The 25504-nt window shown below is 53.5% G+C and carries 20 protein-coding genes and 1 other annotated feature; of the genes, 2 read left to right on the top strand and 18 right to left on the bottom strand.

Annotated features, from left to right (window positions below; translation table 11 throughout):
* Positions 1–22 precede the first annotated feature (22 nt).
* The 3 genes from ABE504_RS10170 to ABE504_RS10160 form a co-directional block, all read right to left on the bottom strand.
* A complete protein-coding gene (locus tag ABE504_RS10170; protein ID WP_430087782.1) occupies positions 23–2683 on the bottom strand; it encodes a valine--tRNA ligase in 2661 nt (886 codons plus the stop codon).
* Between the two features lie 62 nt (positions 2684–2745).
* Positions 2746–3004, bottom strand: a binding site (T-box leader).
* A gap of 309 nt (positions 3005–3313) precedes the next feature.
* Positions 3314–4447 (bottom strand): LysM peptidoglycan-binding domain-containing protein, encoded by a 1134-nt coding sequence (locus tag ABE504_RS10165; RefSeq protein WP_430087780.1) that lies wholly within the window; start codon positions 4445–4447, stop codon positions 3314–3316.
* Between the two features lie 118 nt (positions 4448–4565).
* The gene (locus ABE504_RS10160; protein ID WP_430087778.1) at positions 4566–5453 is read right to left on the bottom strand and encodes an RluA family pseudouridine synthase; all 888 of its coding nucleotides are present in this window, start codon (positions 5451–5453) and stop codon (positions 4566–4568) included.
* Between the two features lie 280 nt (positions 5454–5733).
* Here ABE504_RS10160 and ABE504_RS10155 point away from each other — a divergent pair, with 280 nt between their 5' ends.
* Positions 5734–7260 carry a phosphodiester glycosidase family protein gene (locus ABE504_RS10155; RefSeq protein WP_430087776.1) on the top strand — a complete coding sequence of 509 codons (1527 nt, stop codon included), beginning with the start codon at positions 5734–5736 and terminating at the stop codon, positions 7258–7260.
* Between the two features lie 518 nt (positions 7261–7778).
* Here the strand turns inward: ABE504_RS10155 and hemL are convergent.
* The gene (hemL, locus tag ABE504_RS10150; RefSeq protein ID WP_430087774.1) at positions 7779–9077 is read right to left on the bottom strand and encodes a glutamate-1-semialdehyde 2,1-aminomutase; all 1299 of its coding nucleotides are present in this window, start codon (positions 9075–9077) and stop codon (positions 7779–7781) included.
* Positions 9078–9150: 73 nt separating this feature from the next.
* On the opposite strand from hemL, the gene ABE504_RS10145 reads away from it, so the two are divergent.
* Positions 9151–9813 carry a Crp/Fnr family transcriptional regulator gene (locus tag ABE504_RS10145; RefSeq protein ID WP_430087772.1) on the top strand — a complete coding sequence of 221 codons (663 nt, stop codon included), beginning with the start codon at positions 9151–9153 and terminating at the stop codon, positions 9811–9813.
* On the opposite strand, the gene hemG is transcribed toward ABE504_RS10145, so the two are convergent.
* From hemG to lon, 14 genes are all read right to left on the bottom strand, one after another.
* A complete protein-coding gene (gene hemG / locus ABE504_RS10140) occupies positions 9808–11307 on the bottom strand; it encodes a protoporphyrinogen oxidase (protein WP_430088678.1) in 1500 nt (499 codons plus the stop codon). The two genes, ABE504_RS10145 and hemG, sit on opposite strands and share 6 nt — an antisense overlap.
* Positions 11304–12299 (bottom strand): ferrochelatase, encoded by a 996-nt coding sequence (hemH, locus tag ABE504_RS10135; RefSeq protein WP_430087770.1) that lies wholly within the window; start codon positions 12297–12299, stop codon positions 11304–11306. The genes hemG and hemH overlap by 4 nt, the downstream gene beginning before the upstream one ends.
* Position 12300: 1 nt before the next feature.
* Positions 12301–13365, bottom strand: a complete 1065-nt coding sequence (hemE, locus tag ABE504_RS10130; protein ID WP_430088676.1) for a uroporphyrinogen decarboxylase — start codon at positions 13363–13365, stop codon at positions 12301–12303.
* A gap of 198 nt (positions 13366–13563) precedes the next feature.
* A complete protein-coding gene (hemB, locus tag ABE504_RS10125; RefSeq protein ID WP_430087768.1) occupies positions 13564–14556 on the bottom strand; it encodes a porphobilinogen synthase in 993 nt (330 codons plus the stop codon).
* The gene (cobA, locus tag ABE504_RS10120) at positions 14534–16096 is read right to left on the bottom strand and encodes a uroporphyrinogen-III C-methyltransferase (RefSeq protein WP_430087766.1); all 1563 of its coding nucleotides are present in this window, start codon (positions 16094–16096) and stop codon (positions 14534–14536) included. The genes hemB and cobA overlap by 23 nt, the downstream gene beginning before the upstream one ends.
* Before the next feature lie 5 nt (positions 16097–16101).
* The gene (gene hemC, locus ABE504_RS10115; RefSeq protein ID WP_430087764.1) at positions 16102–17049 is read right to left on the bottom strand and encodes a hydroxymethylbilane synthase; all 948 of its coding nucleotides are present in this window, start codon (positions 17047–17049) and stop codon (positions 16102–16104) included.
* A gap of 14 nt (positions 17050–17063) precedes the next feature.
* On the bottom strand, positions 17064–17801 hold the full coding sequence (locus ABE504_RS10110) for a precorrin-2 dehydrogenase/sirohydrochlorin ferrochelatase family protein (RefSeq protein ID WP_430087762.1): 738 nt from the start codon (positions 17799–17801) through the stop codon (positions 17064–17066).
* Positions 17798–18628 carry a cytochrome c biogenesis protein CcsA gene (gene ccsA / locus ABE504_RS10105; RefSeq protein ID WP_430087760.1) on the bottom strand — a complete coding sequence of 277 codons (831 nt, stop codon included), beginning with the start codon at positions 18626–18628 and terminating at the stop codon, positions 17798–17800. The genes ABE504_RS10110 and ccsA overlap by 4 nt, the downstream gene beginning before the upstream one ends.
* 31 nt (positions 18629–18659) lie before the next feature.
* Complete coding sequence (gene hemA, locus ABE504_RS10100) at positions 18660–20063, bottom strand: glutamyl-tRNA reductase (protein WP_430087758.1); 1404 nt, start codon at positions 20061–20063, stop codon at positions 18660–18662.
* Between the two features lie 148 nt (positions 20064–20211).
* Positions 20212–20751 carry a hypothetical protein gene (locus ABE504_RS10095; protein WP_430087756.1) on the bottom strand — a complete coding sequence of 180 codons (540 nt, stop codon included), beginning with the start codon at positions 20749–20751 and terminating at the stop codon, positions 20212–20214.
* Between the two features lie 103 nt (positions 20752–20854).
* Positions 20855–21262 carry an adenosylmethionine decarboxylase gene (speD, locus tag ABE504_RS10090; RefSeq protein ID WP_430087754.1) on the bottom strand — a complete coding sequence of 136 codons (408 nt, stop codon included), beginning with the start codon at positions 21260–21262 and terminating at the stop codon, positions 20855–20857.
* A gap of 308 nt (positions 21263–21570) precedes the next feature.
* On the bottom strand, positions 21571–22161 hold the full coding sequence (locus tag ABE504_RS10085; RefSeq protein ID WP_430087752.1) for a non-ribosomal peptide synthetase module: 591 nt from the start codon (positions 22159–22161) through the stop codon (positions 21571–21573).
* Between the two features lie 264 nt (positions 22162–22425).
* Complete coding sequence (gene yihA, locus ABE504_RS10080) at positions 22426–23088, bottom strand: ribosome biogenesis GTP-binding protein YihA/YsxC (RefSeq protein ID WP_430087750.1); 663 nt, start codon at positions 23086–23088, stop codon at positions 22426–22428.
* A 25-nt stretch (positions 23089–23113) separates the two neighbouring features.
* Positions 23114–25465 (bottom strand): endopeptidase La, encoded by a 2352-nt coding sequence (gene lon, locus ABE504_RS10075; RefSeq protein ID WP_430087748.1) that lies wholly within the window; start codon positions 25463–25465, stop codon positions 23114–23116.
* Positions 25466–25504 lie beyond the last annotated feature (39 nt).

The raw sequence follows: 25504 nt of genomic DNA, 5'->3' as shown, positions 1-25504 counted from the left end.
ACAATCGTACATTTTGCTCGAATTATCCCCGTAACTCCGCTAATCGTGCAATCACTTTATCCCGCTTGTCGGCATAATCTGCCAGCTTCGCCTTCTCTTCGTCGATGACTTTGGCCGGCGCCTTCGCCACGAACCCTTGGTTCGACAGCTTCTTCTCAATACGCTCGACTTCGCCGTGCAGCGTCTGCAGCTCTTTCTCCAGACGTGCAAGCTCCTGCGCGATATCGATCAGACCTGCCAGCGGCAGGTACAGCTCCGTGCCGGTGATAATCGCCGTCATCGCTTTATCCGGCGCGGCAAGGGCAGCGTCAATTTGCAGCAGCGACGTGTTGCAGAAGCGTTTGAGGTATTCTTCGTTGCTGCGCAGAATGCTCTCGGTTTCAGCGCTTGCCGGCTTCAGTAGCAGCTCGATCTTCTTGCTCATCGGCACGTTCACTTCGGCGCGAATGTTCCGAACCGCACGGATCGCTTCCATCAGCAGCTCCATCTCGCGAACCGCGTCAGGCGCTTCGAACGCCGCGTTCTCTGTCGGCCATGCCGCCAGCGTAATCGTGTAGCCGACATGCGGCAGATGCTGCCAGATTTCTTCCGAAATAAACGGCATGAACGGGTGAATCAGGCGCTGCGTTTGATCCAGCACGTAAGCGAGCACGGATTGCGCTTGCTTTTTCGCTGCAGGATCTGCGCCATACAAGCTCAGCTTGCTGAACTCGATGTACCAGTCGCACAGATCATCCCAGATGAAGTTATACAGCAGACGGCCGGTTTCGCCGAACTCATAGCTGTCGATCAAGCGAGTCACATCGCGAACGGTTTCGTTTAGACGGTGCAGAATCCAGCGGTCAGCCGTTCCGAGCGGGCCGGACAGGTCGATGTCCGCAGCCGTTACGCCTTCCAGGTTCATCAGGGCGAAGCGCGAAGCGTTCCAGATCTTGTTGGCAAAATTCCGCGCCTGCTCAACCCGCTCCCAACGGAAGCGCAAGTCAAGCCCTGGCGTGCTGCTTGTGGAAATCATGTAGCGCATCGCATCCGCGCCGTACTTCTCGATCACTTCGAGCGGATCAACGCCGTTGCCGAGCGATTTGGACATTTTGCGGCCTTCGCTGTCCCGAACGAGACCGTGCATCAGCACGTCTTTGAACGGAATTTGCCCTGTAAACTCAAGTGCTTGGAAAATCATCCGCGCAACCCAGAAGTAAATAATGTCATACCCCGTGACAAGCACATTCGTCGGGTAAAAACGCTTCATATCCTCGGTCTCATTCGGCCAGCCTAATGTGGAGAACGGCCAGAGTGCCGAGCTGAACCACGTATCCAGCACGTCGTTGTCCTGGCTCAGGTTCGTGCTTTGGCAGGAAGAGCAAGCCGTCGCATCCTCGCGAGATACGGTAGTATGACCGCAATCCGCGCAATGCCAAGCCGGAATCCGGTGGCCCCACCAGAGCTGACGGGAAATACACCAGTCACGTACATTTTCGATCCAGTTCAAATACGTTCTCTCAAAACGGTCCGGTACGAAGTTGACGCCTTTGCCTTCTTTTTGCGTGCGAATCGCTTGGTCCGCAAGCGGCTGCATTTTGACGAACCACTGAGTAGACAGATACGGCTCAATAACCGCGCCGCTGCGCTCGCTGTGGCCCACTTGGTGCACATGCTCTTCGATTTTAAGCAGAACGCCTTGCTCTTTCAGATCGGCAACGATTTGCTTGCGGCATTCAAACCGGTCCTGGCCTTTGTAAGGACCCGCGTTCGCGTTCATGGTGCCGGTTTCGTCCATCACCAGAATTTGCGGCAGATCGTGGCGTTTGCCGACTTCAAAGTCGTTCGGATCGTGGGCAGGCGTAATTTTCACTGCGCCGCTTCCGAACTCTTTTTCTACATACTCATCCGCGATAACCGGGATTTCCCGATTGACAATCGGAAGCAGCAGCTTTTTGCCGATCAGGTGCTTGTAGCGCTCATCCTCCGGATGAACCGCAACCGCCGTATCGCCAAGCATCGTTTCCGGACGCGTCGTCGCTACGACGATGGAACCTGAGCCGTCCGTTGTCTCATATTTCAAGTGATACAGCGCACCCTGCACTTCTTTGTACTCAACTTCGATGTCCGAAAGCGCTGTGCGCGCCGCCGGATCCCAGTTAATAATATAGTTGCCGCGATAGATCAAACCTTTTTCATAGAGGGAAACGAACACTTCGCGCACCGCTTGGGACAACCCCTCGTCCAGCGTAAAACGCTCACGGGAGTAGTCCAAAGAGAAGCCCATTTTCGCCCATTGCTCACGGATCGTCTCGGCGTACATCTCTTTCCATTCCCATACTTTTTCCAGGAATTTCTCACGACCGAGGTCGTAGCGCGTTTGGCCGTGCTCACGCAGTTTTTGCTCGACACGAGTCTGCGTCGCGATGCCTGCATGGTCGGAGCCCGGCAGCCACAACGTGTCATAGCCTTGCATCCGTTTGGTACGGATGAGAATATCCTGCAGCGTAAAATCGAGCGCATGCCCGATATGGAGCATCCCCGTTACGTTCGGAGGCGGGATTACAATGGTGTACGTTTCCGCATCCGGGCGGTTGCCCGCTTTGAAAAACTCATTTTCGATCCAATAGGCATACCATTTGCGTTCCGCCTCTTTCGGATCATACGTTGTCGGCATTTCGGTTTGTAGCTTGGTCTCGGTCATTGTGAAAACCTCCATAGATCGATAGAAATTAGCTGAAAATTGCACAAAAAAACCTCTCGCCCGAAAAGGACGAAAGGTATAGCTTCCGTGGTACCACCTTCATTTCATGTCAGCGCACATGGTGCAACCTGAACATGACACTCAAACAGATAACGGCTGTAACCGGTCAATGCTACTGAGCGCCTTCCTAATTCGGGCCTCTCACTCACATTCACTGCTCCAGGGCGACTTCGAACGGATGAATCCTGTGGAACCTCTCAGCGTTGCAGCTCCACTCTCTGAAGGCTATTGCCGTCTACTACTCCCTATCCTTGCAATTCCATATGTTGGACTCAAAATGTATTACACTATATGATAACGAACATTTGTTACATAGTCAATATATGTACGCCCAGTTCCTGATGTTTACGTCCTAGTATTGGGGAAAAGTGCGGATTGTATACGTAAGCGGGCCTGTCCATGCAAAAATAAACCTTTCGTATCCCTGAACCGTCCAAAAATAAAAGGCTCTGCTGTCCGCTGACAACAAAGAACCCCCAGCCGCAAAACAGCCCGAGGTTCTATAGAGCTGCGAGGAAATTAACGATACGTTACTTCCTCGCAGTCTCTCAAGGTTATGTAAGCCAACTATTACTTCGGCAAATAAATGACTTGACCGGCGGTGATCTCGTTGTCGCCCAGACGATTCATGAGCTGAAGCTCGCGCGTCGTAATCTCATAGCGCTTCGCGATCGTTTCCAGCGTATCTTCTTTTTGCACAATGCACATTTTGACTTTGCGGAACTCTTCAGATTCGGCACGACGGTTAAGGAAAAGCCGTGTCCACTCTACAGCGTCAATCCGCGCTTCGTCCGCAAGAGCCGCTTTCGCTTCAGCTTCCGGATCCCGCTTATCGGAAAGATACGAGCCTGCCTTTGAGAGTAACGACTTGATGCCGTAGGGGTTAACATCCTTAGCTTCCGAGGCCTTTTTGCCAAAGGCAACTTTAAGCTCCTTTTTCTCCTCCGTAACAACCGTGCTGTCAGCATGTGGCGTCACCTTCAATTCGATTTGTTCCACGTCGACGCCGAAGGAGTCGCTCCCTTGAACTTCTGGCGCATACGTCGCGGCAGGTGCAGGAGATGCCGTGATCGGCGATGTGTAGACGGGCTCAGGGGCCGCAGGCTGTACCTGCGGAATGGGCTGCACCGGTTCTACCGGCTGCATTTGCGGCATCGGCGCTACTGGCGGTTCCTCGGCGATTGGCGCAGGTTCTAGAGCTGGCTCGGGAACCTGATCTGTTTCCGGCTCCACCGCCGGCGCTTGCCCGTAAGGCGCAACGGGCTCGGAACGCGGAGCGTCGATTTGGTGCACGAAGGTAACCTCTTCTTCCTCCCGCCAGCTTTCCTGCGGAGCCGAAATAATTTCGATCCCTTGCAGGGACAGTACGCCGGTCACATTCAAGCTTCGCGAAGACAACAGATCGATGTCAAAATTCTCGATATCCACTTGGATGTCTTCCACACGATGAACCCTGCTTAGCGGCAGCGAAATTTCAACGGGAATCAGATGCTCAAGCGTTCGCGTCGACTCGCCGTCTTCACTGGTATAGGAGCCGGTGAGCAGCAAGTTACCTTTCAGAATCGCTTGATCATCCAGCGTCAAGACCTGAATATGCGGCAGCAGCTCAACCTCGTTCAGCTCTTGTATGGCCGCTACGTTTTCCTGCAAATGAACGCGCTCGTAAATATCGAATCTGAGCCCTGGTTGCGGTTGTTCAAACACCGAATGAATCCTCCCTTCCGTCAATCCGGCCGAGAAAGCATGCCCCCGGATTATTGGGTGATAGACTTGTTTGTCTCTAGAGTATATGGGAGGGAGTGTTCAGGCATGACTACATTTTTTAGGAGTGCGAGAGTCCATCTAGCAATTGCTTGAAATCCTGCGGGCAGGGTGCACTGGCAACAATCGTGTCTTCGGTGAGCGGGTGTGGAAAAGAAAGCTGCTTCGCATGAAGCGCCTGCCTGTGAAAATCGCGCGAAGAGCCGCCATACAAGGTATCGCCGTACAACGGATGGCCCAAATGGCTGAGATGCACGCGGATCTGGTGCGTGCGCCCTGTTTCCAGCTCCAGCTCGACGAGCGCGGCTTTGGGAAATTGCTTCAGCACGCGGTAATGCGTAACCGCCTGCTCGCCTTTCGGCGACATGACGCGGCGTCCTGCCGTATGCCGATCTTTGCCGATCGGCGCATCGATGCGTCCCTGCGCGCTCTTGAAGCGGCCCGCTGCGATCGCTTCATACGTGCGATGAATGCGCCTCTCCCGGAGATGTTCATCTAATAGGACATGCGCCCATTCGTTTTTGGCATAAAGAATCGCTCCGGTCGTATCTTGATCTAGACGATGAATATGCCGGATCGCGCACGCCTGCCCCGTTTCCATATAATAATGGGCGACGGCAGCAGCCAGCGTCCCCTTCTGCCCCGCTTCCGCAGGATGAACCGACATACCAGCAGGCTTATTGATCACAAGGCAAAAATCGTCCTCGAAAACGATATCGAGCTTCGCCGGCTCAGGTGGGACGTTAGCCGATTCTCGGGGGAATGCCTGAATACGAATGTGGTCGCCCTCGGCGCGAACCAACCCCTTGGACGCCAATCTTAGAAAATATTTGCGCGGTACCGGAAGCATCGCGGCAAGCTCGTCTACAGCGCCAGGCTTCAGCGCTTTCCACCCGCTGCTGGGCAGCGGCAGCTCGAGCCATTCCCCGTTTCTCGTCCAGGCGATCATGGGCGCGTCCCTCGGCGGGATATGAAGTAGATTGCGGCTAGAAGCAGCAGAAAACCAAGCACGACCGCCATCAGGTCGACCGGAAAATCAAAAAAATAGTAGCGTTTCATAGAATGGCAGCTCCTTTTTCACAAATTCGTGGCGAATAAGCGTTGTTTACACGTTATTTTAACAATTACCATTATCATTTGCATGTAAAAATATGATATTATGAATCTTGTACTATTTTTTCGACAAATTCTACTATATTCGTAAACACAAGTTTAGGAGAGGAGTTATTGTGGTTACTTCAATTGCAAATCATTTCAGAGGCTATAGCTGGCTGAAACGAATTTTTCTCGTCATCGCCATTTGCATATTTTTAATTTCGAGTTTTTTATTTCTGACACCGCCAGGGACCTATATCCGCGAATATTTAGCGCAGACGGTTATCACAACTCAGCATCGGGATTGGGCCTGGATTTTTGTCGGGGCCAAACGCAGAGATGAAATGGTAGCGGAGGTTCAAAATTTGACCGAGGTCAACTCTGTTGAAAAGCAGGATCTGGGGGCCGTGCAATTTAATACGAACCGCTCGATCGAAAGCTTGGTGCGGGTCGAGGATATTTCCGGACAATTCTGGAAAGGTAAAAAAATGTACGTCTACGATCCGCGCACGATCCGTGTAGTCGTTCCCGCCAAGCAAGGGGAAGGCGAACGGATTACGTCCATGGTGCAGCGTACGGGAGCGGTCGCCGGCATTAACGGCGGGGGCTTTAACGATCCGGACGGATTGGGCAACGGTTTTGCCCCTATTGGGGTTATTATGTCCGGCGGCAACATTTTGTATACCGACCAAGAAGGCAGCATTCCGCAGCAAATCGTCGGTTTCACCAAGGAAGGCACGCTCATTATCGGAAAGTACTCCATCGATGAGCTGTTGAAACTCGGCGTGACGGAAGCCGTTTCCTTCTATCCTCGGGTTATCGCAAATGGTAAGGGATTGATTACCAGCGGCGACGGCGGTTGGGGCCGCGCACCGCGGACCGCGATCGGTCAAAAAGCGGACGGAACCGTCATTTTCATCGTTATCGACGGCCGTCAAACGTCCAGCGTCGGCGCGACGCTGAAAGAAGTGCAGGACATCTTCCTGGAGGACGGCGTTATCAACGCAGGCTTCCTGGACGGCGGCGCTTCGTCCGAGATGGTGTACAACGACGATTTGATCACGAGCCCTTCGAGCCGTTACGGCGAGCGCCGCTTACCGTCCGCGTTCCTCGTGTTCGATCACCCGGATCAAGTTGAAGTGAAGAACGTCTGGGAAGGCTTGACGCATATCGATCCAGGCGGTGCGTATGACCATCCAGATTATTTGCGTGAGCAAGCTGAGCTGAAAGCTAAGCAAGGCAAAGCGACGCCAACACCGAAGCCGACGGCAACACCCACGCCGAAGTCTACGGAGAAAGCCGACGACGAAAAGGAATCAACCGTGCCTTCCGGCTCTGTGAAGCCGGGCACGTCGACGAAGCCGGGAAGCTCCCCAACCGGCTCCGCGGGACCTGCGGGTTCGACAAGTCCGAACCCGACGACACAGCCGGGCGGCGGTGCAACAAGCAGCCCGCCTGCCGGAGGCGGCGTGACGGTGAAGCCTAGCGCCACGCCAACACCGACGCCTAGCGGCGGTGCCCCAGGCACCGGAGGCGCAGCAGGCGGCGCCACGGGCGGTACGGCGACGACGAAGCCGACGCCGACAAACAGCACGGGCAGCAGCACAGCTCCGACCACGCAAACATCAACGGCTCCGACGTCGACGACGAAGCCGAATTAATATGAGAGCCCTCATCTTCCTTTGTAGAAGATGAGGGCTCTTTTGGTGCTGCCCGAGCAAGGAACCGGGCTTGCTCGAGAAGATGGGGCGAGGACTGCCCGTTACCTCCCCGGAGGTTGGGCAAATTACTCGCTTAGTTGCTAGTCGATGAGGTTAGTCGGATTCCTGCAAATAAGCAGGCATTTCCCACCAACATGGCGCTTTTAGCAAAATGCCTGCGATAAGGCAATTTTTTAGGCCAAACTCGCTCCAAAAGAGGGGGGCTCGTCCCAAATGCCTGCGATTTTGCAGGCATTCATCGAATCAGCAAGGGAAAGAGAAAAATTCCTGCTTTATTGCAGGTTTGATGCCCAGTCCGAATACCTTCCCGTTCCCCGCAGCAAGCTACTCTACCCACGACTACCCTGCCACCGTTCCAACAAGTTGCCCCCACACTGCGTGCTAAGACAAAGCGTGAAAACAAAAAAATGAACTGGAAGCTCTCCAGTTCATTTCTCTTTGCGGGCCAAGTTCGCCAACTACAACCGCTTCAACGCCTCGCGGTGCGCGGCGATCGTTTGCGCAATGTCCTCATTCGAGTGCGCCGTGGAGACGAACATGCCTTCAAACTGCGAAGGCGCCACAGATACACCGAGGTTCAGCAAGTGGCCGAAATAGGCGTTGAAACGCGCCAAATCGGATGTTTTCGCGCTCTCGTAGTCCGTGACCGCCTGCTCCGTGAAGAACGGGCAGATCATCGAGCCGACGCGATTGATCGTGCACGCGATGCCAACTTCCCGCGCATTGGCGGTGAAGCCTTCTTCAATGCGCGCCGACTTGCGCTCCAGCTCCTCGTACACGTTCGGCTCGCCGAGCAGCTTCAGCGTCGCAATGCCCGCTGCCATCGCCAGCGGATTGCCGGAAAGCGTGCCTGCTTGATAAATCGGGCCGGCCGGCGCCATCTGCGACATGATCTCCAGCTTGCCGCCGTACGCGCCCACCGGGAGTCCGCCGCCAATGACTTTGCCGAGGCACGTCAAATCAGGTGTAATGCCGAAACGGCCTTGCGCACAGTTTTTGTGCACGCGGAAGCCGGTCATCACCTCGTCAAAGATGAGCAAAGCACCGTAACGCATCGTAACCTCGCGCAGCCCTTCCAGGAAGCCAGGCTTCGGCGGAACAACGCCCATATTGCCTGCTACCGGCTCTACAATAATCGCGGCGATCTCCTCGCCGAATTTTTCAAATACATACTGAACGGAAGCCAGGTCGTTATACGGCACCGTCAGCGTATTCGTCGCCACGCTGCTCGGCACGCCCGGGCTGTCCGGCAAACCAAGCGTCGCCACGCCGGATCCTGCTTTAATAAGCAGCGAATCCGCATGCCCGTGGTAGCTGCCTTCGAACTTCAGAATTTTATCGCGCTTCGTGTATCCGCGTGCCAAACGCAGCGCACTCATCGTCGCCTCGGTGCCGGAGTTTACCATCCGCACCATCTCGATCGACGGCACGCGCTCAATGACCAGCTGCGCCATTTCCGTTTCCAGAAGCGTCGGCGCTCCGAAGGAGGTCCCTTTTTCCGCAGTCGCTTTGATCGCTTCCAGCACGACCGGATGAGTATGACCGACGATTAACGGTCCCCAGGAGCCCACATAATCGATAAACGTATTGCCGTCGATGTCCGTCACGCGCGAGCCTTCGCCTTTCTCCATAAACATTGGCGTAAGCCCGACCGATTTGAAGGCGCGGACAGGACTGTTCACACCGCCTGGGATCAGCTTCTTGGCTTCTTGAAATGCCGCCGAAGAGCGCGTGTCGATTCTGCTCGAATTTTCCATGAAATAGCCCCCAAATTTGTGATCTTATGATAAAATGAGTTGAAATCATACCTGTAAAGGCGGTACATATCAGATGCTGGATCTTATTCGAAAAGTGCCTCTATTCGCCCAACTAAACGATGCGCAGTTGGACGCTGTGACGGCGATTTGCACCAGACGCAGCTTTAAAGCCGGCACCGTTCTTTTCTCCGAAAAAGAAATCGGCTCCGTCTTCTACATGGTGCTCAGCGGTTCCGTCAAAATTTATACAACCGGATCCTCCGGCGAAGAGAAAATTTTGTCAATCTGCAAAGCCGGCGAAAGCTTCGGCGAACTGTCGCTCATCGACGGGAAGCCGCGCTCCGCTTCCGCACAGACGCTGGAAGACTGCACGCTCCTCGCAATCACAGGACAAAGCTTTCTCGATCTGCTGCGCACGCATTTTGACATTTCACTAGGCATCATGCAAGAACTGAGCCATCGCCTGCGCGATACGAACCAGCAAGTCTACGATCTCACCTTTCTGGACGCCCGCACGCGCGTGATCAAAAGCCTGATCACCATGGCGAACAAACACGGTCTGCGCAATGGCAGCATCATCACCATTAAGCTCGTACTGAACTTTGATGAAATCTCCCAACTGGCATCTGTTCAGAAAACAACCTTGATGCAGGTCATCCGCGATCTGGAGGAGAAAAAAATTCTAACCCTCTCCCCTTCAGACTTCAAGCTCGACCTCGCCAAGCTTCGCTCATAGGCCGGCGCTGACCGTTTCCTTGGCCGAACCTACCTCGGCAGAGACGCCTATGCGGTCAACCAGCGCATTCGCCGCTTCCTTGCCCTGCCGGATGCAATCCGGCAGTCCGACGCCATGGAAGCCCGCTCCGGTCACCCAGACACGCGGCATCGCAGCCGCGAGCTTCGCGCGAAACTCCGCAAGCTTCTCCAGATGGCCGACTGGGTATTGCGGCATAGAGTGCATGAGCCGCGTCACTTCGCTGAACAGCGGCGAAGCCTCGATGCCCAGCAACTTGCGAATATCCCTGCGGGCGAGCGCCACAAGCTCGTCGTCGGACAACGCCGGCCAGTCCTGCTCGCCTGCGCGGCCGATGTAGCAGCGCAGCACCACTTTGCCGTCAGGCGCCGTATGCAGCCATTTGGCGGACGTCAGTGTGCAGGCCGTAATAGCAAAGCCTTCGCTGCGCGGCACCAAGAAGCCGGAAGCGTCCAGCTCGAATGGAATATCTTTCCGGTCGAACGCCATGATGACGTTGGCAACGGAAATATAATCGATGTTCCGCAGCACCTCCGCAATCGGCAGTTCCTCCAGCAACTTGGCCGCCTGATACGTCTGCGTCGTCACGATCAGACCATCCACGATTTCCTCGTGTCCGTCCTCAAATAGCACCTTCGCTGGCCCGCCAAAAGCGGCCGACCCATCCCCCGCAGCCGTCACTTTCGTCACGCCCACGCCTGTTCGAAGCTCCGCCCCGCCAGCGCGCAGCGCGGTCTCCAAACCTTCCACAATCGTTTTCAAGCCCCGTTTGAACGTCACAAAAACCGAGTGCCTCACCGCCTGCGGCAAATGCGCGCTTTCCTCCGGCACGTTTTTACGGCTTGCCATCATCCCGAGTATGACGCTCCGATGCTTTTGCTCCATCGCGCCAAACTGCGGAAACGTCGACTTCAAGCTCAGCTTGAACGTGTCTCCGGCATAAATGCCGGCGAGCAGTGGCTCCACGACGCGCTCCAACACTTCTGTCCCCAAGCGGCGCTCCAGAAAGTGCCCCAAAGACTCGTCGGTCTGCTCCTTGCGCTTTGGCAACACGAAATCCATCGCAGCGCGCAGCTTGCCAAGCGGTGAGATCAGCCCCGTCTTCATAAACGGCGTCCACTGCGTCGGAATGCCGAGCACGAGACCCGGCGGCATCGGATGCAGCTTCCCTTGGCGCACGATGAACGTTTTCTTCGCTTTCGGATTCGTCGCAGTCAATTCGCCTTCGAGACCCAGCTCATGCGCCAGATTAATAATCGGCTTCTTCCGGGCGAGAAACGAATCCGGCCCTTTTTCTATCACAAAGCCGTCTCGCTCCAGCGTATGAATTTTGCCGCCCAGCTTCTCCGACTTCTCTACAACGGAAATACGGAAGGGTGCACCTTCCGCCTCCAGTCGCTTTTGCAAATAAAATGCAGCGCTAAGTCCCGTAATTCCGCCGCCAATCACCATATAGTGAGGAATGTGTGGACTCATGACGGATTCGCCAATTTCGTCTCTTGCCACTTCTTATAGACCACGTCGCTCAGCGTTTCCATGTAAAGCGGGTCCGTATTCAGCGATTCCGTCCGTTCGAGCTGAATGCCTAGCTCCTTCGCGAGTGCCTGCGCTTCAATGTCGATGTCATACAGCACTTCCAGATGATCCGACACGAAACCGATCGGGCACAGCAAAATTTTACGCACAGCTTCTTCCCGGGATGCATGGGCGAGCAGTTCGCCGTTAGGCGAACGACCAGCCTTCACAACCGTCTGCATCACATCCAAGATGTCCGGTCCCAGCCACGGTGTGGCCGTCTGCCCGGCGCTTTGCCAGCCGAACTGCCAGTTCGTAATGCCGACGCGATCCGCAATCGCCTTCGAAGTTGCCTGCAGTTGATCGGGATACGGATCTTTCATCTCTAAAATTTTTGCAGGCAAGCTGTGCGCCGTGAACATGACCCGCACCTCGTCGCGATTGCCCTCGAACTTGCCGAGTGCGTTCTCTACGCGCGTTTGCAGCGCATCGATCAGCTTTTCGTGCAGGTGATAGTCCCGAACGAAGGAAATTTTAAGCCCCAACTCGTCCGCTTTATCCTGCGCTCTCTTCACGTAACCGCCAACGCTCATCACCGAATAATGAGGCGCCAACACGACACCGACGGCTTCCTGAATCCCGTCCTTCACCATCTGCTCCACGCCGTCTTCAATATAAGGGTGAGCATGCTTCAAGCCTTGATAGCAGACGAATTCAACCTCGGGATGCTCCTGGCGAAGCGTCGCCTCCAGGCCTTGCACTTGCTTATTCGTGTTCTCGCGCAGCGGGAAAAAGCCGCCCACAATCGCCTCATACCGGCTCGTCAGCTCATGCAGTTGCTCCGCTGTCGGCGGATGCCCCCGGCGGATGTGGGTATAGTACGCTTCAACTTGATCTAGGCTCTCCGGCGTTCCGTACGACATGACGAGTACGCCAATCCGTTGTTTGGACATGTTAAACACCACTCTTTTCTGCTTGCTGGGATAATATCGAATGGGAGTACGAATGGATGAACGCAGTCAATTCTTTTAACTTCTCCAGTGAAGCTTCCGGGAACAACCCATGGCCCAGGTTGAAAATATAGCCCGGACGCTGCATCCCTTCATCCATGATCGCTTTCGCCTGATTCTCAATGACCGACATCGGCGCCGTCAAAAGGTAAGGATCAAGGTTCCCCTGCACCGCATATCGGTGATCCAGACGTTCACGGCCTATGTTGATCGGCACGCGCCAATCCAGCCCGATCACGTCGGCCTGAATGCCTTTCAAGTACGGCAACAGCTCACCGGAGCTGACGCCTGGGAAATAAATTTTCGGCTCCTTCAAATCCGCCAAGCCTTCGAAAATCCGCATCATCGTTGGCCGCACATACACGTCAAAATCCGCCGGCGACAACGCGCCGACCCAACTGTCGAACACCTGCACCGCTTTCGCCCCTGCCGCAATATGCGAGCGGAGATAAGTAATGACCATATCGCCGAGTTTGTCCATGAGCGCAAACCAGACCGCAGGCTCCGAGTACATCATTTGCTTCGTACGGATGTAGCTCTTGGACGGCTTGCCCTCAATCAAATAGCTCGCAATCGTAAACGGCGCGCCCGCAAATGAAATAAGCGGCACCTCCAGCTCCCGATCAAGAATGCGAATCGTCTCAATAATGTGCGACAGATCCTGCTCTACATTGATAGGCCGCAGTTTGGCCACATCTTCCGCCGTCCGCACCGGCGTATGAATCACCGGACCAATATCTTTGACAATATCGAAATCAACGCCCAGCGAAGCAACCGGATTCATAATATCGGAATACAAAATCGCCGCATCGACACCGAGCTTCTTGACCGGCATCATCGTCACTTCCACAGCCAGCTCAGGCTGACGGCAAATTTCGAGCAGCGAGTATTTCTCTTTGATTTTGCGGTAATCCGGGTCATAACGTCCCGCTTGACGCATGTACCACACAGGCAGCGTATCGACCTGCTCCTTGCGGCACGCTTTGATAAAATTATCGTTGTAGCTCATCGGCTCAAACACCATCCTCTGATCGTCCGTTCCTATTCTCATCCATTATGCCCTAATTATTCGGCTCTCACAACCGAGGTAAGCTTCGCTAATGCGACAAATGTATGACAAAAGAACCACCCGGCTCTGCCAGCACGTTCGCTCTGCTCCACAAAGGAAGCAGCCCGACAGCAGACGCTCGAATGGTTCTCATGCCTATTATTTTTGCAGGTAACGGGCAATGTCTTTGGCGAAATATGTCAAAATAATGTCGGCCCCCGCACGCTTGAAGCCCGTCATCGTCTCCATGACGATGGCTTCTTCGTTCAGCCAGCCGTTCGCTGCCGCTGCTTTCACCATTGAATACTCCGCGCTGACGTTATACGCCACCAGTGGCAGATCGAAGTTGTCTTTCAGCATGCGAAGAATATCCATATACGCCAGCGCCGGTTTCACCATGAGGAAATCCGCGCCCTCGATCACATCGGTTTCCGCTTCGCGCAGTGCTTCCCGGGAGTTGGCCGGGTCCATTTGATACGTTTTGCGATCGCCGAATTGCGGCGTCGAGTGGGCTGCGTCACGGAATGGACCGTAGTAGGCGGACGCATACTTCACGGAGTACGCCATAATCGGCGTATTCTCGTAGCCGGCTTCGTCAAGTCCTGAACGGATCGCTTGCACATAGCCGTCCATCATGTTGGACGGTGCGATAATATCCGCGCCTGCCTTGGCCTGCGATACCGCTGTGCGAACCAACAACTCTAGCGAAGGATCGTTCGCCACATCGGCAGCGCCGGTAATCGGATGATGGTGAATCACGCCGCAATGGCCGGTATCTGTGAACTGGCACAGGCAGGTGTCGGCAATAATCTGCAGCTCCGGATACACCTCTTTGATGTAGCGGCAAGCCTGCTGAACGATACCTTCATCCATATAAGCGGATGTGCCTCTGGCATCTTTACTATCAGGAACACCAAACAGTAGAATCGCTTGGATGCCAAGACCTACGATTTCGTCCAATTCTTCCTTTACACGATCCAACGACCAGTGGTACACACCAGGCATCGATGCGATCTCCGATTTAACATTGGTACCGTGGGTGACAAAAATCGGCTGCACAACATCGTTCACGGTCACTTGATTCTCGCGAACGAGATTGCGAATAGCTGCATTGCCGCGCAGCCGGCGGTTACGTACGATTGGAAAACTCATGATGCTTTCCGCCTCCTTGAATCATGCTGTGCACGAGCGAAGCGACCGTCGCTTCCTCGGCCATATAAGTGATCGGCAGGCCAGCCTTGGCGGCTGTTTCCGCCGTTTTCGGACCAATACAAGCAATTTCAACACCTTGCAGCAGCGTGAGCGGCTCTTCCACCCCGAGCTGGCGCAGCGCTTCAAACAAATTCGTAACGGTTGAGGAACTGGTAAAAGTAATGATATGAATGCTTTGGGTTGTCAAAAGCTGCAATAGCTCGTCGCCATCATCGACAGTCAGAACATTCTCGTAGATGTCGACTTCCGTCACCGAAAGCCCCAACTCGCCTAGCCGCTTAGGCAAATAATCGCGGGCGAGGTCCGCCGTCGGCAGCAGCACCTTCTGTCCGGCCCGCAGCTCGGCTTCCAGCGCCTCGAGAATGCCTTCGCCTTGAAACTTCGCCGGAATCACGTCGGCGATAATGCCGCGCTCCGCGAGCGATTCGGCCGTTTTCGGGCCGACCGCCACGATGCGGGCGCCGCTCATTTTCCTGACATCGATGCCCCGCTCCCGCAGGCTGCGGAAGAAATACTCGACGCCGTTAACACTGGTCAAAATCACCCAGTCAAACTCCGGCAATTGCGCCAGCGCAGCGTCGAGCGCCGCAACCGCCTCCGGCTTGCTTGGCGGCTGCATGCGAATGACCGGGAACTCGACCGGCTCTCCGCCTAAGTCGTCGATCAAGTCCACGAGCTCGCTCGCCTGACTTCTGGCACGCGTAACCATAATCCGACGACCGAATAACGGCTTCTTCTCCACCCAAGCCAGCTTCTCACGCAGCTTGACGACTTCACCGACGATGATAACCGCCGGCGATTTAAAGTCCGCGGCGCGAACTTTTTCCACAATGTCCCCCAGCGTCCCGGTAATCGTCGCCTGGTCGGCCCACGTGCCCCAACGCACCAGCGCCACTGGCATGTCCGCCGGCTTGCCGCAGCGAATCAACTCCCGGCAAATTTGCTCCAGATTCGCTACGCCCATGAGGAACACCATCGTGCCGATCGCTTTGGCCAGATGGTCCCAATTCAGGCTAGTGTACGTCTTGTTCGGATATTCATGCCCTGTCACGATCGCCACGGACGATGTAAAATCGCGGTGCGTCACGGGAATTCCCGCATACGCCGGCACCGCAATGGAAGAGGTAATCCCTGGAATGATGTCAAACGTAACCCCATGCTCCGCAAGCAGCTCGGCCTCTTCGCCGACGCGGCCGAACACGCTTGGATCGCCGCCTTTGAGGCGTGTGACCACTTTTCCCTGCTGCGCAAGATCCAGCAGCAATTGGCTGATTTCTTCCTGCTTCAGAATATGCTTATCCGGCAGCTTGCCGACAAAAATCAGCTCGGCCTCCGGCCTGCGGTGCTTAAGCAGCCGCGGATTCGCCAAACGGTCGTACACGATCACGTCTGCCCGCTGAATTGCCTCCATCCCTCGAACGGAAATCAGCTTCGGATCTCCGGGCCCCGCACCGACCAGAAATACTCTCCCCTTGTTCACAGCCCTCACGTCCTCGCTTCGTTTAGGATACGTTCCGCTCCTTGCGCAATCAGCTTGTCAGCGACAAGCCGGCCTAATGCCTCCGGATCGCTCCCGGACGCCGTCTCCTTCAGCATGACGGCGCCGTCCGGCGAGCCGACCATGCCGGTCAGCGTCAGCACCGGCGCTTCGGCTTCTCCGCCTGCCTCGCCTACGCTCGCGTAGGCGCCGAGCGGCACCTGGCAGCCTCCGTTGAGTCTGCCGAGGAACGCCCGCTCTGCGCGCACCGCGAGCGCGGTCGGTTCATGCTGGAACTTGCCCAGCAAGTCCAGCACAAAGCTGTCGCTGCCGCGGCACTCGATGCAGAGCGCTCCCTGCCCAACGGCAGGGAGGCACTGCTCCGGCGGCAAATACGCCGTGATGCGATCTTTCCAGCCGATCCGGTGTAAACCGGCAGCGGCGAGCAGTATCGCATCGAAGTTCTCTTCATCGAGCTTGCGCAGCCTCGAATCGATGTTGCCGCGGAGCGACTCGATCCGCAGGTCGGGGCGCACATGCTGCAGCTGGGAGCTGCGGCGCAGCGAGCTTGTGCCGACGAGCGCGCCCTGCGGCAGGTCGTCCAGCCCTTTCGCGCCGCGCGTAATCAGCGCATCGCGCGGGTCCTCGCGCTCTGGAATCGCGCCGATAACGAGCCCTTCCGGCAGTTCGAATGGCATGTCCTTCATGCTGTGCACGGCGATGTCAATCTCGCCGTCCGTGAGCGCTTGTTCAATTTCCTTCACGAACAAGCCTTTACCACCAACCTTGGACAGAGTCACGTCCAAAATGCGGTCGCCTTTGGTGACAATTTTCTTAATCTCAAATTGGCAGGCAATCCCCTGCTTCTCTGCAAGCTGCTTAAGCAGCTCAACGGCTTGTCCAGTCTGCGTTAACGCCAGTGCACTTTGTCTTGTACCTACAATAATGGTTCTCATGATTTCCTTGCCTCCTAAGCATGCCATCCGATTGCAGCGAGAAACGCCCACGAAGGCGCCACGTCTGCATCCCCCTGTCCACTCATCCAGGGCTGCCCTTCTAACGCTTGGAAAAAAGCCTCCGACCAGCCATCAAAATAACCTTGCCTGATCATTCCGAGCAAGTCCCAATCCAGCATGTCCTTGAACAGCTTTTGCCTCGCTTCTTTAATCGTAACCCGCTCCTGAATCAGCAAGCGAACCCGACTTAGAAAATCCAAATAAATCTCATATTCCTCACCGTAAGCGGCGTCGATCTCTTTGACGATTTTACGTGCCGCTGAAGGGCTCGCGCCTGCCGTTGAAACGGCGATGACCAGCTTGCCCCGGCGAACGACCGAGGGCACAATGAAAGTGCTCAGCTCCGGCTGGTCGACCACATTGATGAGCATGCTGCGCTCCGCTGCATATCGCGCGATGCGGGCATTCACTTCCCTGTCGCTCGTCGCCGCCACCAGCAGTAAATACGAGCCGATCTCATCCAGCGTCTGCGCATTGAAAGTCTCTCTAAGCAGTACGACGTCAGGCCGGGCCATCAGCCCTGCAAGTCCTTCCGAAAATTCTGCCGCAATTACCGTTACGTGAGCGCCGGCATTCAGCAGCGAACGCACCTTCCGCTCGGCCACCTGGCCGCCGCCAATGACCAGACATCGGCTCCCCGTTAAACTCGCCATAATCGGGTACGGATGCTGCCAGCGCCGCTGTTCGGTCAATTCCATATCCATCCGTGAAAGCCGGATACGAGATTCGACACGACAAAGTTCAAAACGACGATGCAGAACGCAGCCAAATTCCAAACGGCGAGTTTATTGCCGGAGATCCGCATCGACACTCTTTGAAACAGATAGAAGGCGTAAGCCGCCAGCACGAAAAATGAATTGATTACCTTCGCATCATACAGCAAATCCGGATTCCCTTCCAGCAGCACCCAAACGATGCCAAGAGTCAGCGCCAGCAGCAACAGCGGAGCGCCAATGATGACCGACAAATACGTGTAGGACTCGATCTTTTCCAGCGAAGGAAGCCGCATCACGGTTTGCGAGAATTTTTTCGCCTTCAGGCTATTATGTAAAAAAACGTACATCCCGGAGAAAATCGCGGCAAACGAAAAGGCGGCATAACTGCCAATCGCGAGTGAAATATGAATGAATAAGAGCTCGTCGTTAATGTCCCAACCCGAATTAATCGGCTTGACATTGGGGTTGCCGAATATATTTAACGCCAGAATCGCAAAGCCTAGCACATTGACAAAAAACACGAACAACTCAATCCGGAAAAACCGGTTCACAATCAGCGACACGGTCACAATGACCCAAGAAAACATAAACAGCACGTCCGACCTCATAAAGGCCCATTCCGTCAAGTGATTGTAAAGTGAGGCCGCAAGATAAGCCGTCTGCAAAACCCATACAAACAAAAGCAGCCCCGTCCCCATCCGTTTTGCCTTCCGGTTCGCGCTTGCGAAATCCGAAAAGTAAAACAACAGGCTCAGGGCATACATATAAATCATCGCGTCAAACAACCAGCTTCGTGTTACCATGGCACCTCTCCCAGGCGATTAGCGCCTCTTATCAAGATGGGGTTACTAGATCCGCATTTTGCAAACCGCGAACGGACAGCTTGTCCTCGAGCGACAGCTTATTCTCGGTTATTTTTTGAACGGATTCCAGCGCTTGAGCTATTTGATCTGCTTCTTCTTGTTGTCTGAGTGTTTCTTCCAAGGCAAAAATTTGCGTAAACATCTCCAATGCTTCGTCGCCGCGGCGCTCGCCGGCCATTTCTTTGACCCGCAGAATCGGGTCGCGAAGCATTTGATTTACGATACTTTTCGTAAATTTACGAATAATCTTGATTTCACGCTCGTCCAAATCAGGCAGCTTCTTCAGCATGTTATCCATCGTTTCCTGATGAATGCTATTTGCTTTCGTCTGCAGCGCGCTGATAACGGGGCTGACGCCCAGCATCTTCGTCCACTGCTCGAAGACCGCCATTTCCGAGGCGATCATCACTTCGATCTTCGCCGCTTCCTTCTTGCGTTCTTGCAAATGCTTGTCGACGATGTTCTCCAGATCATCAATATCGTAAAGGAACACGTTCGGTAACGAGGAAATTTGCGGATCCAAGTCGCGCGGCACCGCAATGTCCATCATGAACAGCGGACGGGATTTTCTTTTTTGCACATAGGCTTGAATATCGCGCTTGGACAGCACATAGCCCGGCGCACCGGTCGACGAAATGATAATATCTACAGATGGCAGAAACTTCGGCATATCGTCGAGGGTACAAGGCACACCCTGGAATTTATGCGCCAGATCCTGGGCACGTTCAAATGTACGGTTCACAACAATGACCTTGTCCGCACCATTCGCATACAGATGCTTCACGGTCAACTCGCTCATCTTGCCGGCCCCGATAATCATGACCGTTTTGTTCAAATAGGACCCAAAGATCCGCTTGCCCAGCTCAACGGCCGCATAGCTGACCGATACCGGATTGTTGCTGATGTCCGTTTCGGAATGCGCCTTTTTCGCGAGCGTAATTGCCTGTTTAAACAGTGTATTGAAATAAGTTCCCGTTGCTTTCAATTGTTGGGACGCGAAAAAAGCATCGCGCACCTGACCGAGAATCTGGGTTTCTCCGATCACCATGGAGTCCAGACCGCTTGTCACGCGGAACAAATGCTCAACGGCTTTCTCATTTTCGTAATGATAGAGATGCTTCTGAAATTGATCCTTCGGCACTCCGAACCAGCGTTCAATAAAATGCATCAAATAGTGACTGCACAGCTGAGCGCGGTCAACCACCGCGTAAATCTCGGTACGATTACAGGTGGCGACAATGACACACTCGAGTATGCTCTTCGTTACTTTCAGTTCGGCGATTGCTTTCGGAAGATCAGAGTCTGCGAATGCAAACTTTTCACGAATCTCAACCGGTGCCGTCCGATAATTAAGGCCTACTGCAATAATGTGCAACGTTCCCACCTGCCCTTCCTTTTAGCTACGACTTATTATAGCACAGTGAAATCGGGAAACCGACAAATTTTTTGACTAATTTATGAAAGCATGCGTTCTGATGGTTAGTTTTGACGACTGCCGCCTCGCCTATACCTGCATTTCCTTCTTATTGAAGCCCCTTTTTTCTTAAAAAGGCAGCTAAATCGCCGTCCAGCTCGGCCAATTTGGCGTTTTGCGAGGAAACGATGTCACCGTTCGATGCCATCAGTTTCTCATAAATATCGTACATTTTGTCATACTGATCCCGCGTTTCCTTCAGCGTCTGAATTTCATCGGGCTTCAGCGCCCTTGTCCCGCCAAGCTGCATCCGCTGCACAAACTGCGAAAGATGATCCATAAAGCTGAGCCCAGTCAGCTCTTCGCTTCCCCCTGCGGCTAGCACAAGCCGCTCATGCGTGTAGGAAGCCGAATACAGCGCCTGCTTTACGGCGTCCAGATCGTGCGTGCTTTTGCTTTGCGGTGCCTCATCCAAATAGTTTTTGAGTACTTCCATCTGAAACACCGAAACTTGAAAAAGCAAATGATTGGCGTCATGCGACTCGCCGCGATGTGTCAGCATCTGTTTCAAGGAATACAGCGGCCATAGAATTAGAAGCAGTACGATTCCATATAGTATCGCCTTTCGCATCAATTTTTGTTTCCACACCGTTACCACCCACCCGCCTTATATGGACTTCGTAACATTGTATGGGTAACGGGACAAACAAATAACCACGGATTTCTCCGTGGTTATAAATGAAGCAACTTATTTATTTAACAAGCTCCGCTTGTTTGACGACTGGAGTTTCCACTTGCAATTCGCCAATACCGCGAACCAATTTCTTCGCATAGTATTTCTCTGGCTTCAATACGGATACCATGAAATCAATCGCTAATTGAGGGTCTACAGTCTCACCGCAAGTATAGCAGTCTAGTGCAGCAAATCCTCTCTCAGGATACGTGTGAATGGAGAGATGACTCTCGGACAATAAAACAAGTACGGTTGCGCCTTGTGGTTCAAATTGCTTGGATTGTACAGATAATACGGTTGCTCCGCATACCTCGGCAGCTTCTACCATCTGAGCTTGCAGCCATTCTGCATTGTTCAGAAGTTCGAAATCTACCCCCCAAGTATCAATAGCAACGTGTCTTCCGAAAGTTGAGTATTCAGTTTCCATCTTTCGGTTCCCCCTTCCTAGGAATAAAATGTCTTACAAATTTCATCCGCTAGGACCTACGTCATTCACTTCCCGAGGGTATAATCTCTCGCAACATTCAATGTCCTGAGTGAATCCTGGTTCCTATATTGTTTTCAACGAGATTAAAAATAACATCTATCGACGATAAATGCAATACTTTTTTTTGCTACCGCTAAACTGTCACGTTCGCGCCATATCTAACTTATGTGAAAATGAATGTTTGGTGCATCCACAACAAAAAAGACCCGAAAAATGGGTCTTTCAATCGCATGCATATTTATGAATAATTAGGCCTCCAAGACGAATAACCGGTGGGTTAATTCCTTGAGACGAACGTCGACTTGTTCATGTTCTTGCGGCTCTTGCAGCATGTTTCTCACGTCGAGCAGATGATTGATCTGGTCATGGATCATCTCAATTTCTTGTTCAATTTCTTGACGTTTGAACAGTTGCTGCAGCAGGCCTATCGTATCTTTGTGCTCATAAATAACCGTGACGCGCTGACCTTTTATCTCTTCAATTTTCACAACAGTGCCGTGCGCATACGTATACACCATGGTATACGCCGAATAGATGCGGTTCACAATTGCGCTTCCTTTGAAATCCGAGACAGCCTTACGCATTAAATTCGCTAGTTTCGTGTTGCTTAATCTGCAGGATCCTGTGCACTCGTAAAGGCCCGATTTTTTCTCAAATGAGAGGACGATCTCTTGACCGCCGGCGCCATCTTGAAAAACAACCTCTTGGTTCCCGTTTTCCAAAACTTTGACTTGCAGCGCCAACTGATGATCGACAAACATTTGAAAAAACTTCAACATCTCGGCTTCTGTTAACTGGAGGCAGGTTTTGACATATTCAGTCGCTAACCTTTGTGCCATAAAAATCCCTCGATTCTTTGTTTTCAAGCCATAAACTCTTACCTTGTTTATATTATACTACACAGCTGACGAATATTCCTGCCTCCCATTCATGATAATCCGCCAAATATTCTGAAAAAACCGGAGAACCTCGAATGCCGCTTTACTTTCCCTTAAAAACCTCGCTTTCCTGTAGGGTTCTTTGTGAAATGCTCCCTCATTCGGAGTTAGGCTCCTTGAGACGCAAAAACCGCCCTGCGCTTGGCAAGACGGCTTGTTTCCTTCTTAGTCTGCGGAAGAATCCGCTTCGGTTATCGAACCTTCAGTCTCGACCGCTGTTTCCGCGGATTCCTCGCTTGCGCCGTAACCGATCGCTTGCTCGAGAATGCTCCATAATTCGTCCTTTCCGAGCTTCAGTTCGGACGAAAAGAGAAGCGGCTGTACGCCTTTCGGCATGTCGAGCGTTTCCCGAACAACTTTCAAATGCTTCTGCCATTTGCTTTTGGGGATTTTGTCCGCCTTGGTCGCAACCACTTGAACAGGCACCCTCATATGGCGCAGCCAATCGTACATGGCAACATCGTCCTTCGTAGGCGGGTGGCGCAAGTCGACGAGCTGCATGACCAAACAGAGCGGTTCCCGATGCAGCAGGTACCCTTCAATAAATTTCCCCCACTCTTCGCGCTTGGTTTTGGATACCTTGGCATAACCATAGCCTGGAAGATCGACGAAATATAAGTCCTCATTCACTTTATAATAATTGAGCGTTTGCGTTTTGCCCGGTTGGGAGCTTGTTCTGGCCAAGTTTTTCCGCGAGATCAAGCAGTTGATCAACGAAGATTTCCCGACATTCGAACGCCCTGCCAGAGCAATTTCCGGCAAGGCGTCCTCAGGATATTGGCTAGGTCCAACCGCGCTGATGATGAATTCAGCTTGATTGACTTTCATGATTTCAACTCTTTCTAAAAGCGATTTATGCGGTGCCGACAGGCGTCGTCGGCTGCTTGCGGACTAAGGCATGTTCCAGCACTTGATCCATGTGAGAGACCGGGATGAACGTCATCGCTTCGCGTACGCTCTCCGGAATATCCACAAGATCTTTTTCGTTATCTTGCGGCAGCAATACCGTCTTGATGCCTGCGCGGTGTGCAGCCAGTGATTTCTCTTTCAGACCGCCGATTGGCAGCACGCGACCGCGGAGCGTGATCTCGCCAGTCATCGCGACATGGCGGGAAACCGGGATGTCGGTCAACGCCGAAATCAGCGCCGTTGCCATTGTAATGCCGGCCGACGGACCGTCCTTCGGAATTGCGCCTTCCGGGATATGAATGTGAATGTCGTTCTTCTCATGGAAGTCCGCCGGAATGCCAAGCACTTCAGCCCGCGAGCGCGTATAGCTGAATGCCGCCTGTGCCGATTCCTTCATCACATCGCCAAGCTTGCCGGTTAGTGTCAGCTTGCCCGTACCCTGCATGACCGTGACTTCGATCACGAGCGTATCGCCGCCGACTTCCGTCCAGGCAAGGCCTGTCACGGCACCGACCTGATCCTTGTCTTCGGCCACGTTATATTTAAACTTCACGGGACCGAGGAAATCTTTCAGATTGTCTTCGGTGACGTGTACAGGTGCGGAAGGATCGGATACGATTTTCTTTGCAGCTTTACGGTTAATACCGGCTACCTGCTGCTCCAAATTCCGCACGCCGGCTTCCCGCGTGTACTCGCGCACGATTTTCATCAAGGCGCCCTCATCGACGACAAGCTGGTCATCCTGGAGGCCGTGATCGCGTTTTTGCTTCGGCAGCAAATATTTTTTCGCGATCTGGAGCTTCTCGATTTCGGTGTAACCCGGAATGTAGAGAACCTCCATGCGATCCAGCAAGGGACGCGGAATGTTGTGTACAGCATTCGCTGTGGTAACGAACATGACCTTCGACAAATCATACGGTACTTCTATAAAATGATCGCTAAAAGTGCTATTTTGCTCCGGATCGAGAACCTCGAGCAGCGCGGCCGCCGGGTCTCCCCGGAAATCCATCGCCATTTTGTCGATTTCATCCAGAAGAAATACGGGATTGCTGGCGCCGGCATTTTTCATCCCCTGAATGATCCGCCCAGGCATCGCACCGACATAGGTGCGGCGATGACCGCGAATTTCAGCTTCATCCCGAACACCGCCGAGAGAAATTCGCACGAATTGTCTGTTCAAGGAACGTGCAATGGAACGCGCAATCGACGTTTTCCCGACCCCTGGCGGGCCAACAAGGCAAAGAATCGGACCTTTGAGCTTCTGAACGAGCTTCTGCACGGCCAAGTATTCCAGCACGCGCTCTTTCGGTTTCTCTAGTCCGAAATGGTCTTCGTTTAGAATTTCTTCCGCCTTATCGAGATCCAGATCGTCGGCAGTTTCCTTGTTCCACGGCAGTCCGAGCAGCCAATCGATGTAGTTGCGAATGATGCCGCCCTCTGCGGAGGTTGCCGGCATTTTCTCCAGACGGTCGATTTCTTTCTCGACCTTCTCCTTTACCTTCTCAGGCAGCTCCGCTTCAGCCAATTGGCTGCGAAGCTCATCGACTTCGCCTGCGCGGCCTTCTTTATCGCCAAGCTCCTTCTGAATCGCCTTCATCTGCTCGCGCAGGTAATATTCCTTCTGCGTCTTTTCCATTTGCTTTTTGACGCGTTGGGAAATTTTACGCTCCAGCTCGAGCACTTCCCGCTCATTATTCAGGATGTTCAGCATTTTCTCCAAGCGCTCACGCACATCGACCGTTTCGAGAATTTCCTGTTTATCCTTGATTTTCAGCGACAAATGACTGCAAATGACGTCCGCCAGGCGGCCCGGCTCATCGATGTCCGAAACCGCGGCAAGCGTCTCCGGCGTTACTTTTTTAGATAAATTGATGTAATGCTCGAACTGATTAAGCACCGTACGCATAAGCGCATCGATTTCAGGATCGGTCGTATCCTGCTCTGGAAGCTCCTTCGCCGTCACCTCGTAATATTCGTCGTTAGACAAATAATCCACGATTTCCGCGCGCAGCACGCCTTCAACCAGCACGCGGATCGTACCGTTCGGAAGCTTGAGCATTTGTCTCACTTTGGCAATTGTGCCGATCCGGTAAATATCCTCTGTGGTTGGTTCTTCTATGTTGATCTCCGATTGAGAGCAGAGGAGAATCATGCTGTCATCTACCATTGCCCGTTCGAGTGCTTTAACCGACTTTTCCCTTCCTACATCAAGATGTAGGACCATGCTTGGATAGACAAGTAGTCCCCTAAGAGGCAATAGCGGCAATCTGCGCACCTTGATTTTTCCAGGTCCCATCCTCTGCACCTCCATTTTTCCTCTTGTTGCCTTTTACAT

It is taken from the genome of Paenibacillus oryzisoli, from assembly GCF_050467285.1.
Classification (GTDB): Bacteria; Bacillota; Bacilli; order Paenibacillales; family NBRC-103111; genus Paenibacillus_E; species Paenibacillus_E oryzisoli_A.
This window is presented reverse-complemented; position numbering and strand designations above follow the sequence as displayed.